This window comes from Myroides odoratimimus, assembly GCF_001485415.1.
In the GTDB taxonomy this organism is placed as follows: Bacteria; Bacteroidota; Bacteroidia; order Flavobacteriales; family Flavobacteriaceae; genus Flavobacterium; species Flavobacterium odoratimimum.
This window is the reverse complement of record NZ_BCMQ01000010.1, coordinates 19,902-35,359: the sequence shown is the minus strand read 5'-3', so window position 1 is coordinate 35,359 and position 15,458 is coordinate 19,902. Positions and strand designations below refer to the sequence as shown.

Here is a 15,458-nt window from a genome sequence, read left to right as displayed (position 1 = left end):
AAAGACTGGTAGTACTACCAGTCTTTCTTATATGTTCTAATTCAACTTCATTTCGTTGATGATATCTTGAATTTTTTGGTCTAATACTTTCTCCGTTGCCTTCACTTCAGCGATATCGTGTAATGGTTCGTTTACACTAAAGTAGAATTTAATCTTCGGTTCAGTACCACTAGGACGAGCAGCTATCTTCGTACCATCTTCTAGATAATAGATTAGTACATTAGATTTAGGCACATGGATAGGTTCTATTTCATTAGTGAATAAGTTTTTCGCTTCACTAGACTGATAGTCTTCTACACATACTACTCTCTGTCCGATGATTTCAGTAAGTGGATTTTCTCTTAATTCGATCATCATTTGTTTAATCTCTTCAGCTCCAGAAATTCCTTTTTTCACTAGAGAAATAAGGTATTCTTTATAGAACTTATTGTCGATATATAGATTCATTAACTCTCTATAGAAAGAACTACCTGCAGCTTTAGCTACAGCTGCAATCTCACATACTAATAGAGCAGAAGCTACAGCGTCTTTATCACGTACAGCATCACCTACCATATATCCAAAACTCTCTTCACCACCACCGATAAATTTCTGAGTAGGACATTCATTGATAAACTTAGCTATCCATTTAAATCCTGTTAATCCTACTTTACACTCTACACCATAGCTTTCTGCTAAGTCTAGCATCATAGGAGTAGAAACGATAGTAGAACCAATAAATTCATTTCCTTTAAAACCGATATTGCGTTTGTACTGTTCTAGTAAGAAACCTGTCATCATCACCATCGTTTGGTTACCATTTAACAGAATCATATTACCATCTAAGTCACGTACACCTATACCGATACGGTCAGAATCAGGGTCAGTACCGATCACGATATCTGCACCTGTCTCATCTGCTAACTGAAGTGCCATAGTCAATGCTTCTGGTTCTTCAGGATTAGGAGATTTTACAGTAGGGAAGTCCCCATCTGGTTCTGCTTGTTCTTTTACGATGAATACATTCTTATATCCAGCAGCTTCGAATGCTCTAGGGATAAGTTTGATAGAAGTACCGTGTAGAGAAGTATACGCTATTTTTAACTGATCTTTTACAGACTGTGGAGTATCAAAGCTTGCATTCTCTACAGTTGATTGGATAAACGCAGCATCTAGTTCTTCTCCTACATAAGTAATCAGGTTATCATCCCCTTTGAAGTTTACTTCATTATAGGTTAATCTGTTGATTTCGTCTATAACAGCCGCATCATTAGGAGGAACGATTTGTCCACCATCTTGCCAGTATACTTTATATCCATTGTATTCTGGTGGGTTGTGTGATGCAGTTAATACGATACCAGCATTACATCCGTAGTGTCTTACCGCGAAAGATAACTCAGGAGTAGGGCGCATCTCTGCGAATAAGTATACTTTAATACCGTTAGCAGTGAATACATCAGCTACTACTTTCGCTAACTCTTGACTGTTGTGACGACAGTCAAAGTTGATAGCTACTTTCCATTCTTGGTTAGGGAATGATTGTTTGATATAGTTTGATAATCCTTGTGTATTTTTACCTAGTGTATATTTGTTGATACGATTTGTACCAATTCCCATTATACCGCGCATACCTCCTGTACCGAACTCTAAGTTTTTATAAAAACTGTCTTTAAGAGTTGCAGGATCAGTATCCATCATTTTTTGAACAGAAGCCTGTGTTTCAGCATCAAAAGGTTCTTTTAACCATAATTCAGCTTTTGCTAAGATTTCTTTTTCTATTTGCATAATATTGATATTTAGTGTGGATTAAAAACCGCTTTGTTCAGCGATTTTATATCTACTAATGTTTGTCTTTGTTTTAAGTATAAGTTCTCCTAAGAATCCCGCTAAGAATAACTGTGTTCCGATGATCATCGTTGTCAGTGATATATAGAACCACGGATCTTGAGTCACTCGGATAGCAGGTAATCCATAATAAAGCTTATACAGCTTATTCGCTCCAATAAAGAAGGCAGCACAGAACCCAATCCCAAAGGTGATAACCCCAAGTGATCCGAATAAGTGCATCGGTCTTTTGCCAAATTTAGAGAGGAACCAAATGGTAATCAAATCTAGAAAACCGTAGATAAATCTACTCATCCCAAACTTGGTAGTACCGTATTTACGTGCTTGGTGGATGACTACTTTTTCACCTATTTTGTCATAGCCTTCATTTTTGGCTAGGACAGGGATGTAGCGGTGCATCTCACCAGATACCTCTATATTTTTAATGACCTCGTTTTTATAGGCCTTTAGTCCACAGTTAAAGTCGTTTAACTGAACACCAGAAGTCTTTCTCGCAGCCCAGTTAAATAGTTTAGAAGGAAGGTTTTTAGATACGACAGAGTCATATCGTTTCTTTTTCCAACCAGATACCATATCATACCCCTCTTTAGTGATCATATCATACAGTGCTGGTATCTCATCAGGGCTATCTTGGAGGTCAGCATCCATAGTGATAACTACATCTCCTAGTGCCTGTGCAAATCCAGCATGTAAAGCCTGTGATTTACCAAAGTTGCGTTGGAAGCGTATTCCTTTGACCTGAGTATCTCTAGCAGCTAGTGCAGTGATTATATTCCACGATTTGTCTTTACTACCATCATCGATAAAGAGAATCTCATAGGTAAAGCCGTTCTCCTGCATAACTTTAGTTATCCACGTATGTAGTTCTGGCAGAGACTCTGCTTCGTTTAGCAGAGGAATTACTATTGATAGATTCATCTAGATTATTTATGATCTTTATTAAAATCAGTATCTACATCGTGATTAATTTCAGGATGTGGGTTTACGAATTCTGATTTATTTTTAAATATAGCAGCTAATAATATCCCTAGTATTGAATTTCTAAGTACACTACCTGCCCATAAAAACAATTGTGATTTAGGAGCAAATTGGTTGATATTTCTAGCTTTTTCTAATTGTTCATTGATTTGTTCTTGTGGAAGTCCAGACCCGTCTAATGTTTTGATTAACATATCATAAAGAGATTTGCTGATTTCCTCCTTAGCAGAAGGATCCACGATATTAAAAAGAATATTATAAATGATAATATTCGCAGTCACTCCGATGATGACCATCAAGAAGAATGGAGTAAAACCTTCTCTGAATGTAACATATCCTCCTGCTTTTTTACGAGCAAAATAGATAGTCAGTATCCCTAAGATAACCATCACACCCATATTAAAAAAACCAGCGAAAGTATTGGCAAATAGGGCTTTGTCTGTAAAAAATATTACACTGTTAAATAGTGTGTAATAGATGGCTAATATGATTCCGAAAGTAATACCTACTTTATTTACTGGGTTCTTCATTGGTTATCTATAAATATGATTTACAAATATAATAAAATAACCCTTTTAGAACGGTATGTAATGGGAGTTTGTTAACAGAATGTGCACTAATCATCTTATTTATCTATTCTTTTTATAAAACAGTAAAGTTGTGAAGATGCAGAAGGTCTTGTCGTGCTTTCATTTATTGGTTCTTTCTATACTAGAAGGATATCTAATCTAATAATTTATAAGCATATTGAAAGTGAGTATGTGGAGCGTCTTTTTATCAATGGGAATTAAAATTCATAATCCAGTTTTTTTGTTTTGATCTAAAATGTTGATGTGTACCTCCTTATTTGAGCTATAATCTTCTGTTTTTTTTAAAATTTTCGGTTCGAAACGCTGTTTTTGCCCCTTTTAATAAAAAAATCATCCTATTTTTTTTAGAATGCTAAAAAGAGATATTTACTGCTAATCTCTTTATTTATAAGGGATAGAGACTATATTGATACAAATAATGATATGATGTACCTAATATGATACCCCCTTGTAATCCCTTGCAAACACTAGTGTTGGTTCTTATTTGCTCGACAATTCATGGAGAATGAGCCGAGAATGGTGGAGTAGAGAGGTCATTAGTCGAAGAATGATTCTTGTATTGATAGGGGATCTACGATTAATCTAAAATTTGGGTTCTGTGTGGAGAGAATTATAGGTTGAGTAATTTAATTTTGAGTAAAGGGTCACTTAAATAGAATGAAGTATAAAGGATGTATAGTTAGGGTATAAGTTTGTTTGAAAAGTGTTTTTTTGATGTGTTTTTATATTGTATTTTAGTATTCTATTTTTATATAAAATGTTTATGCAAAAGAATAATATAGAGGGATGTGAAGCGTAAAAATGATGAAGTATGTTAGATTCACTTTCAGAGTATTTTCATACTCTTTTTAGAGAACATCCAGAGTATGGAGGTATAGGACTTGTATTGATAGGGGGTGTGCTTTTATTCTGTTCTATTAAAGGATATGAGCACATGTATGATCAGACAGGTGGACCTGTTTTTAATATGGCTTGGATACGAAATACCTTTGGAGTTAAAGTAGCTAAGTTTTTGAATATCTGTTTTTCTATACTCTTTATTTTGATAGGTATAGGATTCTATTTCGCTTATAAAAAATAAAGAAGAGACTTATATAATATTTATCTATAAGGAGTGTTAGAAACCAAAAGCGCCTTTCTCTATTCAATAGAGAAAGGCGCTTTTGGCTTTATTTCTTCAAGTTATTTTAGGGGTTTTAGTCCTGTCATTTTTTCTAACGTAGAGAAGAACTGCGTTCTCATCTCAGGAGTCATATTCTTCACACGCGCTTGTCCATGATCTTTTTTAGGAAGTACGTAAGCTTTAGAGTTGACCTTAGCACTAGGTACTACCATAGAGGCACTCCATGTATCTGTCTCGCCATATACATAGATAATGTTATTCGCATCATTCTCTAACCATGTTTTTACTTTTTGGATTAGTGCATCGTTAAAGTTGTTATATGTAGTTCCTTCAGGCATAAAGGTAGCTAACGGGTTAGACGTAAAGCTCACGTATTTCTTGAATGGAGTGATGTCATATCCGTAGTATCCTAGCTGTGTTCCTGACTGATAATAGTGAGATTCGTATCGCTTGATCGTTTGATCACTAAAGAAGTCTATATTACTCACGCTAAGGAAGTGTTCTGTTAGTTCATCAATGTTTTTTGTATTTGGGAATGTAGTACATGAGTGACCACTTTGCCAGAATCCGAAGCTGTATTCTAATACTGCGTATTCAAAAGCTTTTTCTAAAGAACCTAAATAGTTAAAAGACAGTCTAGCTCCTTTAGCATACCATTTAAGCTTTTCTAGAATCTGTGTTTTATTTTCAAATAGTTTTACCTGGATATTGTAGATTTTGTCTCTACATGATTTGTCTCCCACATTTGCTAAAAATGGATATATACGAGGCTCTTCTAACGCTTGGTTAAATGGAGCTACATACGGAATCGCTACATCTACGTCATTAGGATAGAAGTATTTATAGTAGATGCTAGTCTGTCCACCTTTGCTAATACCTGTACTGATCCATTTATTGTTTGTATAGATTTCTTTAAACAGTTGGTTGATCTCATGTAAGTCAGCTGTTACTTGTTCCATAGTAAGATACTGCCATGGTTTACCTTCAGGGATAGACTCTCCGAAGAATCTGTGTTCTATATTTAAGTAGTTACTCTGTAGATAGTTTACCATTTCGCTAGCACGTACATATAGATCATAACCGTTAGTCTCCATAATCATAGGGTGATCAAAATCCTTGTGATAGAAGTGTACCTTTTGATAGAAGTAACCTTTAGAAGGATCTGTGTGATCTACTAGTTGTCTTACTCTAAGTTCATACAATAGATATGAGTCATCTTTAGACTCTAGTTGTTTGAATGTTACATTCTTTAAGTTGTACAGGGCCTGTTCTACTTTTTTTTGATCAGGGTGTGCGACTGCCAACACTGTAATCAACAAGAATACGAGTGTGATTAATTTTTTAAACATAATGTTTTAGTCTTAAATAGGGTTAGTGTTTTCAAAGATAGGATTGTTAAAGCTTCACTAAAATATAAAAATGTTAAAATGCGAAAAATTTTGTATATTTAGTTTCAAAATTAAAAGAGTTATGAGCGATCAAAGTATGAGTATTCGTGTTTTAGAGGTAGGCGGCTTTAAAGCTACTGGAGTGATTAATATGTCTTATGCTAACTTTAGCGACAAGGATAAATATCCTTATGCATTTGTTATAGAATTATCACTTGTAGAGACAGAGCGAGAGTACCCTACATGGGAAGAAAACGAACGATTAGAAGAGATAGAGAATAATATCATAGATATCTTAAGAAGAACTCAGTCAGATATACAATATGTAGGTAAAATGACGCGTAGGGGGGTAAGAGATATCTTTTGTTATTTAGCGAGTGATGATGTAGATGGAGAGGCTATAGGAGGATATTGTGATACTATAGAAGATACTATAGATATACATATAGAGATAGAAGAGGATAAGGATTGGGAGATAGTGTCTAAGCTTATTAGTTGATAACGAATAGGATATTATAAGGGATTGATAAAATCAGTAAATAAAGTAAAATAGTTATTTGATTTTTCAAATTATATTGTACATTTGCAATCTGAAATAAAATACATAAGTATAACTAAAAAGTTATCGGAAGTTTACACCTTTCTTGAAAATAGAAAGCTTCGAAATGGAAGGTAGCTCACAATTTAAAATAGAATTTATCATGAGAAAAGGTATTCACCCAGAAAATTACAGATTAGTAGCATTTAAAGATATGTCAAATGATGACGTATTCATCACAAAATCAACAGTAGAGACTAAAGAAACAATCGAAGTTGACGGAGTAGAATACCCAGTGTACAAAATGGAGATCTCTCGTACATCTCACCCATTCTACACAGGTAAATCTAAACTTATCGATACTGCAGGACGTATTGACAAATTCAAAAACAAATACGCTAAATTTGGTAAATAATTTTAGCTTATCATATACGAAAGCCTCTCAAGTGATTGAGAGGCTTTTTTTATAGTTTATATACATCTGACGTGTTGAGATATGCATCTCTAGAGAGTGTGTATAATACTTGCTTTCCTTTGGTTTGTATAAAGGCAATAACATTATTGTTCTTGATCGGGAAGTGTATGTATAGTTCTTTTCCTTCTTCTATCATCCTGATACCGTAGGTCTCAATACTATTTATAGTGTGATGTTCAAATTCGGTGTAGTTATGTGTGCTGACTTGTCCATCTTCACTGGTGATAGTATATTTTCTTTTTTCGAACGTGATGGTGAAGTGTTTATTGTTTTCATCTGTAGCCTTCCATTCACCTTGATAAGTATCAGAGCCACTACAGCTAATTAATAGTGTACATAGGACGAGACCGAATAATAGCAATAGTTTTTTCATAATATTTTTTATTTTAAAGATAAAGGATTTATTTTGAAGTAGATAGGTTGTGGAGTGAATTTGTTATGTATGAATAGAGTATTATTTAATTGATTGTTATCACTGTTTTTTACTGTAGATTCGTTAACTTTAAACCTTTAAAATCTTGAATTATATACTATGAACTATATCTTATTCGATGGAGACGTAAGAACAGCCTTATTGCCGTTTACGTTTACTAGACCAGTAGCAGATATTCGTGTAGGAATATTGACTATCCGCGAAAAATGGGAGAATTACCTGCGTTATACAACTACAACTCTGACAGAGGAATATTTATCTACTAAGTATCCAATGATAGAGGTGGAGAATAATGTTATGATTAATGCAGCTTATCTACCTAATCAAGAGGTGGCTGACTTAATCAAGGAGTTACAGCCTATGCAGGCTGTTATCTATAATGAAGATATAGTGGCGTTCTATACTCAAGATTCTCAAGAGGAAGTGAACTTCGATGACTATGAGTTATTGGTATGTGAGAGTGAATTGATGAAGATAGAGCACAAATGGGATATATTCGAGAAGAACGACGCTGCTATTCGTGCAGATTTTGCTTTAATTACAGAAGATAGAATATCAGAAGACATTCCGAAGAGTGTAAATGTAATCGCTCCAGAGAATGTATTTATAGAAGAAGGAGCTAAGTTAGCATTTGTAACATTAAATGCTTCTACAGGGCCTATCTATATCGGTAAGAATGCTGAGATCATGGAAGGTTCGGTTATTAGAGGGCCATTTGCACTATGTGAAGAAGCACAGGTGAAATTAGCAACTAAGATTTATGGAGCTACTACTGTAGGACCTCACTGTAGAGTAGGTGGAGAAGTAAGTAACTCTGTGATGTTTGGATATTCTAATAAAGGGCATGACGGATTCTTAGGTAACTCAGTACTAGGTGAATGGTGTAATCTAGGTGCAGATACAAATAACTCTAATCTAAAGAATAACTATAGTCCTGTGAAATTATGGAGCTATGAGACTCAATCGTATGAAAATACAGGTTTGCAGTTCTGTGGTTTAATGATGGGAGATCACAGTAAGAGTGGTATTAATACTATGTTCAATACAGGAACTGTAGTGGGGGTGGGATGTAGTATCTTCGGAGGAGGATTCCCTAAGACGTTTTTACCAAGTTTTACTTGGGGAGGAGGAGAGTCTTCTGAAACGTATAAGGTAGAGAAAGCTCTAGAAACGATGAAAATAGTGATGGCTAGACGACATGTAGAATTAACTCCTGTAGATGAGGAAATCATGCATAATGTAGCAGCAGAAACAGAGATTTATAGATTTCAACAATATCTTAAGAGTAGATAAAATAATCCCCAAAGTAGACTAACTGCTTTGGGGATTTTTATTAATAATACGATACGGTACGAGGCCTATCGTAGTTAAAGTCTGGTAGATTCATATTGTACTGTCTAGAGTTAGCTCTGATGACACTAGACCCTGTGTCAGGCATAGTAGGGTAGAAAACAAGAGAGAGTGCTACTTTACTAAAAACTAGATAATCATTATAAGCAACAAGTCCGATGCTGAATCTCGAATAGAATTTAGAATCAAATAAGTTTTCGCTCTTATTCGTAATAAAGGCACCTTCGAAACTGAAATAAGGGTTAAAACGGAATCCTTTCCACTCATAAGGTGCGTAAGACTGCCATTGGTAAGCGAAGGCTAGACGTTTTGATCCTGTTACTTTCTGGGCACGTATTCCTTGGATTACATTATCTAATCTAAGTTCATCTCCGATGTGATCATAACGATTATATCCATAGATAAATTGAGGAGTAAAGAAGTGTCTAAAACGCCAGTTACCCATAATAAATAGCTTAGTGAAATAGGTTCCTTCTAATCGTAAAGCCCCTTGTTCTGAATCACTGCCATAGAAGTAACTTCCCCATTCGACATTGCCGGAGAAATAGCCAAGTCTAGTATATCCTCCCATTGCTAGTTTAGCTCCATAGTAGGCTCTTCGCTTGCCATACTGATCTCTCATACCTCCAGTCAGTGCGAATACTTTACCGACTTGGACGTCCTCAATAATATTATAGTTAAAAATGTATTGATCTTGGACGTAGTTGATGGAACTTAAACTAACAGAAGCTAAATAGGTACTCTGGTCTCTATAGAATCCATATGGATCATATTGCTCTTGTGGGCTCTCTGTGTAATTTTGTTTTATATATCGCAATGAGGTTCTAAGATTGGTAATAACAGGTTTGTCCTTATAGCTTTTAAACAAAGGAATAGAATATCCTGCCCACGTATCTACTGTATTATACTTGCGTGATTCGTAACTGTAATTATTATTAATATCAGGTAGAGAATCTCTTCTAAAATGCTGAGATAAGGTCACGCCTCCTGCCCATTTAGCATAAGGAGAGTAAAAAGGTCTGTCTACTACAATACCTTTTACATAGTCTCCCCAAACTTGTTTATTATATAATAGATTAGCTCTTATGAAGGTATTCTGAATATTGTTAACCGTATAATCGAAGTATACCCCTTGTTTTTTTTCTTTGTATCTATTCGTATACTGAAGAATCACGTCATGTCCTAGACCAGCAAAGTTTCTGTCACGTAGTTTTATCCTATAAGATGAAGTAGAGATAGAGCCGGTTGGGTATATACTCCAAGAGTCTAACTCCCTTATGAGGACATCTACAGAATCTGGATGTGATGTAGGAATAGGATACATTGTTACTTTTCTCACAAAGCTCTGGGTACGCAAAAGACGCTCACTTTCTTTAATCTTTAAAGAGTCGAAACGCTCTCCTTCTTTGAAGATTAGAAAGTTCTTGATGGTAAAGCTTTTTGTTTTGAAGTGGAGCTTATTTCCTATTTCCTCTACTTTGTTTTTAGGTGTCTTTAGAGAGTCCGTATCAGAAAACCCAAAAGGGTCTAATGTCTTGATATAGATATTGCGTATAACTTTTCCTTCGCCTAATTCTAGGTGTTGGTTTGTTTTTATATCGGGAGCATTCGCTATAAGCTTCTTGTTATTCTTATAAACAAGTTTGTTGAAAAAACGTCCTACTTTTGTTTTTTTACTTTTTTGTTCGAAGTTTTTAAAAATTCGAGTGGTGTCTCTCTCTATTAACTTAGGTGCTTCATGTTCAGAGTAATGCACCTTAACATAAGACAAAGAATCTTTCTGATAAGGTTGATTTTCTTGTGCATTACTAGCTGTAAAGCATAGTGTAAATAAGATAATAAAAAAGCTTAGATAACGCATTCTTGTTTAGAAACTTAGATGTATAACGCTAAAATTACGTGTTTATTTCTAAATCTCTTATATAATCTTCGTGTTCGTAGAAAAATAATTCAAAAAGGTTCATTTTATCATTAAAGAAATCATAGATCTCATTCCAGGTTTTTCTGTTATTGATACAAACATTAGGTTGTTCTATCCAAATACGGCTGATTAATTTACCGTTTTCTAGGTAGAAGTTTCTTTCAAAAATAGCTTCAGGAAGATATTCTTCAAGTAAGATTGTTTTTAGAGATTCAATCTTTTCGAAATAGATTTTTCTTTTTTCTTCGTCTTTGTGTTCTATGTCTAATAAAACTTGTGCTTTTTTGTTATCAGCGTAGAATTTAAAAGAGAAATCTTTAATCTTAGTATTGTGTAATAACCATTTGCGAGGATATTCATCTGCAAAAGTTATCCAGAATTCTTTTTTTATTCGTTGTGCTTCTTCTTTGCTAAACATAGATAATAAAATTGTAATTTTAGTAGTTGTAATTTATACGTGTACAAAAATATGACTTTTGATTCTCTTTTACATAGAATACCTGAAATTAAAAGTGTTAATCTACTAGGAGTAGAAGCACAGCAACTGATGGTGCCTGAAGAAAGGCGCCCTTACTTAGCTGTAGATGATTTCATTAAGAAGGATCCGAGATATTCTGCTGTGATGATGCTTTTATACCCTAAAGGAGAGGATACTTCTATCTTATTAATCGAAAGAGCTAGCTGTGGTGGAGTGCATTCAGGACAAATAGGATTCCCAGGAGGGAAGTATGAGGAAGAAGACTTGTCATTAGAGAGGACAGCGCTAAGAGAAACGGATGAAGAAATAGGAGTGTCTCCTAGTAAAATACAAGTGCTAAAAGCGTTTACGAGGGTGTATATACCTCCTAGTAATTTTATCGTACAACCTTATTTAGGAGTGATAGACCATACGCCTAAAATGACATTAAGTGTAGATGAGGTAGCTAGTGTGATAGAGATGCCACTCAAGACTCTGTTAGACGACAGCATTGTCAAAGAGGTAGGGCTACAAACTAGTTATGCTAAGTTTATAGATGTGCCAGCGTATGTATACAAAGATTTTACGATTTGGGGAGCTACGGCGATGATGTTAAGTGAGTTAAAGGAGACAATTAAGCAGATATATAAGTAGGTTATAAAAAAAATATTGATTCTTTATCTGTTCTGTTATTCAGTATATTAGTGTTTATTTAATACTATTTAGTATTTAGAAGTATGACTTATTTCATTTAATTAACAAAGTAGAGGAGTAAAAGTTGTAATTTTGTAGTTCGAACCAATGTGTGTGAATTATGGGATTGTTTAAAAGAAATCCATTTGGTCATATTTTATTTTTAAAGAAGTGGATAATTAGAGTTTTTGGATTTGCAACGCATCAGCGTTTCCGTGGCTTTAATAGCTTACAAATAGAAGGCTCTGAAGTGCTTAGGCAATTGCCAGATAGGCATGTATTATTTATTTCAAATCACCAAACTTACTTTGCTGATGTGGTAGCAATGTACCATGTATTTAATGCAAGTCTTAAAGGACGTGAAGATTCTATCAAGAATATATTTTATATCTGGAAGCCAAAGTTGAATCTGTATTATGTAGCTGCATCTGAAACAATGAAGGCCGGATGGCTACCGCGTATATTAGCTTATGTAGGGGCTGTAACAGTAGATAGAACGTGGAGAAGCCAGGGAAAAGAGTTAGAAGAGAAAAGAGAGGTGAATCAAGATCAGGTAGAGAATATTAAAGTAGCTCTAGATGATGGATGGGTAATCACTTTCCCGCAAGGGACTACTAAGTCTTTTAAACCTATTAGAAAAGGAACGGCTCATATTATTAAGAATTATAAGCCTATCGTAGTGCCTATTGTTATCGATGGATTTAGAAGATCTTTTGATAAAAAAGGATTACACCTTAAGAAAAAAGGAATTCTTCAATCTATGGTGATTAAAGAGCCTTTAGATATCGACTACGAGAATGATACTATAGAGCAAATCGTAGAAAAAGTAGAGATGGCGATAGAGCAACACCCTTCTTTCTTGAAAGTGATTCCAGAAGAATTTATAGAAGAGGAGAAGGCATTAAATGAAAAAAGAACTTATAGATATTATAAAAAAGACGAACGATAGTTCGTCTTTTTTTGTTTAGGGTTTAGGGTAAAATGTTTAGGCGTCTTTTTAGGGAATAGGTTAAAGTATTATCTTTATCGTTTATTTATACAAAAAAGGAAAGATGTGCTTTATGGAGCAAAAAGATAAACGATTAGACGAAATAAAAGAATTATATGATCAGTTGGTGATGGGAGATGATTTGTCTAATGCCAATGAAGAGCAAAAAATAGAATTATACCATAAGAATCAGGAGGTATCCGAACAAATATTGTCTATTATAGAAGAAATCTTAAGGGAAGATGCTTTAAATAAAGAAGCTCTTTTCTGGAAGATACGCATCTATAATGGCCCCTATTACGACGATGTGTCTGTGATGATGTCTACAGCGCAAGAGATTATTGAGCGACTACCTACTGATAAAAAAGCTGTGTTTAGTGCTTTTGATTGGTTGTCTTGGATCTATGAGACTAAATTAGAACTTAAAGAGAAATCAATTGAAGTACTACATGATAAGTTAATCGAAATATCATTAGTAAAAGACGATTATAGTCTGCAAGATAAAGAGTTCGGAGAGACTTATTATATGATAGCTTATCTATATCGTGAGTTAGAAGATTATAGTACAGCAGTATCTTTTTATAAGTTAGCTTATGATCACTTCCCAGATCACTATTATGCTACTTATCAAGGAGGACGATTATTTTTAGAAAGAGGGGAGTATAATGAGGCTTATGAACTATTAAACTCTTTCTATATCTTTCATGGAAATGAGTATAGTGTCAATTTTGGAAAAGAAATAGAAGAACTGTATAAAGCAGGTAAATTAGAGGGGTATTGGAATTTAATCTCTTTATTATATCATATCGGTATTGATTATCCTGAAGAATTCGGAGCGAAGAATACACGTGAATATGGAATGAGGTTCGCTGATATAATAGAGGAAGAGTTAAAAACTAACCCTGAGAATGAAATAGTACTTCGTATGAAAATACGTTACTATCTCGTAGTAGAAAAAAATTCAAAGAAGGCTTTCGAAACTTTAGGTAAGTATTATTCAGTGGTAAAGGAAGTGACTAGTTCTCTATTTTTTACTTATTATGAATTAGCAGAGAAATTTGGTGTGTCAATAGAGGATTATCCTATTCGATGTGATAGTTTTTATGGGTACAACTTGATGACTCGTTTTCTAGAAAAAGCTGGAGAACTAAAAGGAGAAGATAATGAAAGGGCATTAAAGTACTATGAACAGGCAAAAGAAATAGGAGGATTAGTCATCCCTCAACTTGATGCTTATTTTGATAGAGGAGAAGGCCCAAAGGTGAATAATAATAGTCATGGCTATGCGATGCTGTGTAATAACCTGGGAATAGCGATCAGAAATGTATCTAAATTAAAGGAAGATACTTATGAGACTGATGACTGTAGATATGCCTTAACCCTTCATCGCAAAGGGTATGAGTTGTCTCCATTTATAGAGAACTTAGACAATGGTTTGTTTTTAGCAGAAACATTAGAAGAGTTTAGAGAAGTTGAGTATTTCTCTCAAGAACTATTAACGTATCACGATGAGTTTAGCAGTGAGTGGATGTCTGTTCAAGGACGTATTTTAAAGAATTATATTAATGCTGATCAATATGAGGAGGCAGAGTTATTTTATTACAGCTTAAAAGAGCGATTTGAACAAAAAGAAATAGAGGATGAGGACATTGTATCAGAGATGATCTATATGGCAGCAGACTTCTTTACTTATGTGAGATATAAGAAGCACGATTTTTATAAAACTATTGAATTAACAGAAGAGTTCTTCAGTAACCCTATGTATTTTGATTTAGTAGATGAGGTAGCGAAGTTTAATTATTGGTTTAGTTTAGCTTGGTCTTATCATGGGTTAAATGATAGAAATAATGCAAGTAAGTATTTTGATATGATAGTCGATGCTTTTGATGGACATGGGCGCTATCAGAGTACAGTAGATGAAATTCCTCAAGAATACAAGTTACCTAGTGAGGAACGTGAAGCTGTTAATCGATTATGGCATTTGGCACAAGTAGAGGTTAATGTTACACAGAATTATTCTTTAATGGACCATACAGCGAATATTAAGTATTTGACTGATATCGTTGATTATGTACAACAGGGACAAGAGACACCTGCTGAATATTGGGTAAGTGAAGAATATCATTTAAAAGTATGCCCTAGGAATTTAAGAGAAAATACTAAAGAGGTTATTTATGATACATCATTAGATTTTTATTTTAAAGAAGGAAATTATACTATTCGTTTTAATATAGATGAACGCGAAGAGAAAGTAAGGAAGCTATTAGGGTTAATCTCAAAAAAGATTTGGGCAAAAGAAGTTTATACTTATTATTACTTCTATGAAGATGATGAAGAGACTTCTAATGATTATGAAGTCTATGGTGGAGGGAAACACCCTGATTTAGACAAGGTCGCTCAACAATTATGGAATACTTGGGTGGAAAAAATTAAAACAGTAAACTAAGAAAGGTACCTAGTAAGGTACTAAATAAGTTAAAACGACGTATCAGTACGATGTTCTAATAAAATGAAACATGAACAGTCATGTATAGTTAATATAGCTATATATGGCTGTTTTTTTGTTTCATTAAATGTGAAGAAATAGGTTAAAAGGAAGCATAAATGAAGTATTTTAAAAAGAATATGTTTTTTATGACTATTGTGTTTTTTACTTTCTTTTGGTTGTTTTTATGATTGTAAGTTTGTTTTTTAGGTTAA

At 34.2% G+C, this 15,458-nt stretch carries 14 protein-coding genes; 7 read left to right on the top strand and 7 right to left on the bottom strand.

What is annotated here, in order from left to right; genetic code table 11:
• Positions 1–36: 36 nt before the first annotated feature.
• The 3 genes from MODO_RS10810 to MODO_RS10800 are packed head-to-tail and all read right to left on the bottom strand — an operon-like array spanning position 37 to position 3,332.
• Positions 37–1,764, bottom strand: coding sequence for a phospho-sugar mutase (locus MODO_RS10810; RefSeq protein WP_006258707.1), 1,728 nt, complete (start codon positions 1,762–1,764; stop codon positions 37–39).
• A gap of 21 nt (positions 1,765–1,785) precedes the next feature.
• The gene (locus MODO_RS10805; RefSeq protein ID WP_006258706.1) at positions 1,786–2,742 is read right to left on the bottom strand and encodes a glycosyltransferase family 2 protein; all 957 of its coding nucleotides are present in this window, start codon (positions 2,740–2,742) and stop codon (positions 1,786–1,788) included.
• Between the two features lie 5 nt (positions 2,743–2,747).
• Entirely contained in the window at positions 2,748–3,332 is a 585-nt protein-coding gene (locus tag MODO_RS10800; RefSeq protein WP_006258705.1) for a DUF4199 domain-containing protein, read from the bottom strand.
• An 871-nt stretch (positions 3,333–4,203) separates the two neighbouring features.
• Between MODO_RS10800 and MODO_RS10795 the strand changes: the two genes are divergently transcribed.
• Positions 4,204–4,473: a hypothetical protein gene (locus MODO_RS10795; RefSeq protein WP_006258704.1), complete on the top strand. Its 270-nt coding sequence runs from the start codon at positions 4,204–4,206 to the stop codon at positions 4,471–4,473.
• Between the two features lie 101 nt (positions 4,474–4,574).
• Here the strand turns inward: MODO_RS10795 and MODO_RS10790 are convergent, their stop codons facing one another.
• Positions 4,575–5,864 (bottom strand): S28 family serine protease, encoded by a 1,290-nt coding sequence (locus tag MODO_RS10790; protein WP_006258703.1) that lies wholly within the window; start codon positions 5,862–5,864, stop codon positions 4,575–4,577.
• A gap of 121 nt (positions 5,865–5,985) precedes the next feature.
• Here MODO_RS10790 and MODO_RS10785 point away from each other — a divergent pair, with 121 nt between their 5' ends.
• Together MODO_RS10785 and MODO_RS10780 are read left to right on the top strand one after the other, a co-directional pair.
• A complete protein-coding gene (locus tag MODO_RS10785) occupies positions 5,986–6,402 on the top strand; it encodes a DUF695 domain-containing protein (RefSeq protein WP_006258702.1) in 417 nt (138 codons plus the stop codon).
• Between the two features lie 202 nt (positions 6,403–6,604).
• Positions 6,605–6,856 (top strand): type B 50S ribosomal protein L31, encoded by a 252-nt coding sequence (locus tag MODO_RS10780; protein WP_025125308.1) that lies wholly within the window; start codon positions 6,605–6,607, stop codon positions 6,854–6,856.
• 49 nt (positions 6,857–6,905) lie between these two features.
• Here MODO_RS10780 and MODO_RS10775 read toward each other — a convergent pair whose 3' ends face one another.
• Positions 6,906–7,289, bottom strand: a complete 384-nt coding sequence (locus tag MODO_RS10775; protein ID WP_006258700.1) for a hypothetical protein — start codon at positions 7,287–7,289, stop codon at positions 6,906–6,908.
• Between the two features lie 159 nt (positions 7,290–7,448).
• Between MODO_RS10775 and MODO_RS10770 the strand changes: the two genes are divergently transcribed.
• Positions 7,449–8,642: a GlmU family protein gene (locus MODO_RS10770; RefSeq protein WP_006258699.1), complete on the top strand. Its 1,194-nt coding sequence runs from the start codon at positions 7,449–7,451 to the stop codon at positions 8,640–8,642.
• Between the two features lie 40 nt (positions 8,643–8,682).
• Here the strand turns inward: MODO_RS10770 and MODO_RS10765 are convergent, their stop codons facing one another.
• The gene (locus MODO_RS10765; RefSeq protein WP_006258698.1) at positions 8,683–10,560 is read right to left on the bottom strand and encodes a BamA/TamA family outer membrane protein; all 1,878 of its coding nucleotides are present in this window, start codon (positions 10,558–10,560) and stop codon (positions 8,683–8,685) included.
• A 34-nt stretch (positions 10,561–10,594) separates the two neighbouring features.
• Entirely contained in the window at positions 10,595–11,038 is a 444-nt protein-coding gene (locus MODO_RS10760; protein WP_006258697.1) for a DUF4268 domain-containing protein, read from the bottom strand.
• 51 nt (positions 11,039–11,089) lie between these two features.
• Here MODO_RS10760 and MODO_RS10755 point away from each other — a divergent pair, with 51 nt between their 5' ends.
• From MODO_RS10755 to MODO_RS10745, 3 genes are all read left to right on the top strand, one after another.
• On the top strand, positions 11,090–11,731 hold the full coding sequence (locus MODO_RS10755) for an NUDIX hydrolase (RefSeq protein ID WP_006258696.1): 642 nt from the start codon (positions 11,090–11,092) through the stop codon (positions 11,729–11,731).
• Between the two features lie 160 nt (positions 11,732–11,891).
• Positions 11,892–12,719 (top strand): lysophospholipid acyltransferase family protein, encoded by an 828-nt coding sequence (locus MODO_RS10750; RefSeq protein ID WP_006258695.1) that lies wholly within the window; start codon positions 11,892–11,894, stop codon positions 12,717–12,719.
• A gap of 112 nt (positions 12,720–12,831) precedes the next feature.
• On the top strand, positions 12,832–15,204 hold the full coding sequence (locus MODO_RS10745) for a tetratricopeptide repeat protein (RefSeq protein ID WP_230486173.1): 2,373 nt from the start codon (positions 12,832–12,834) through the stop codon (positions 15,202–15,204).
• The last annotated feature ends 254 nt before the right edge of the window (positions 15,205–15,458 follow it).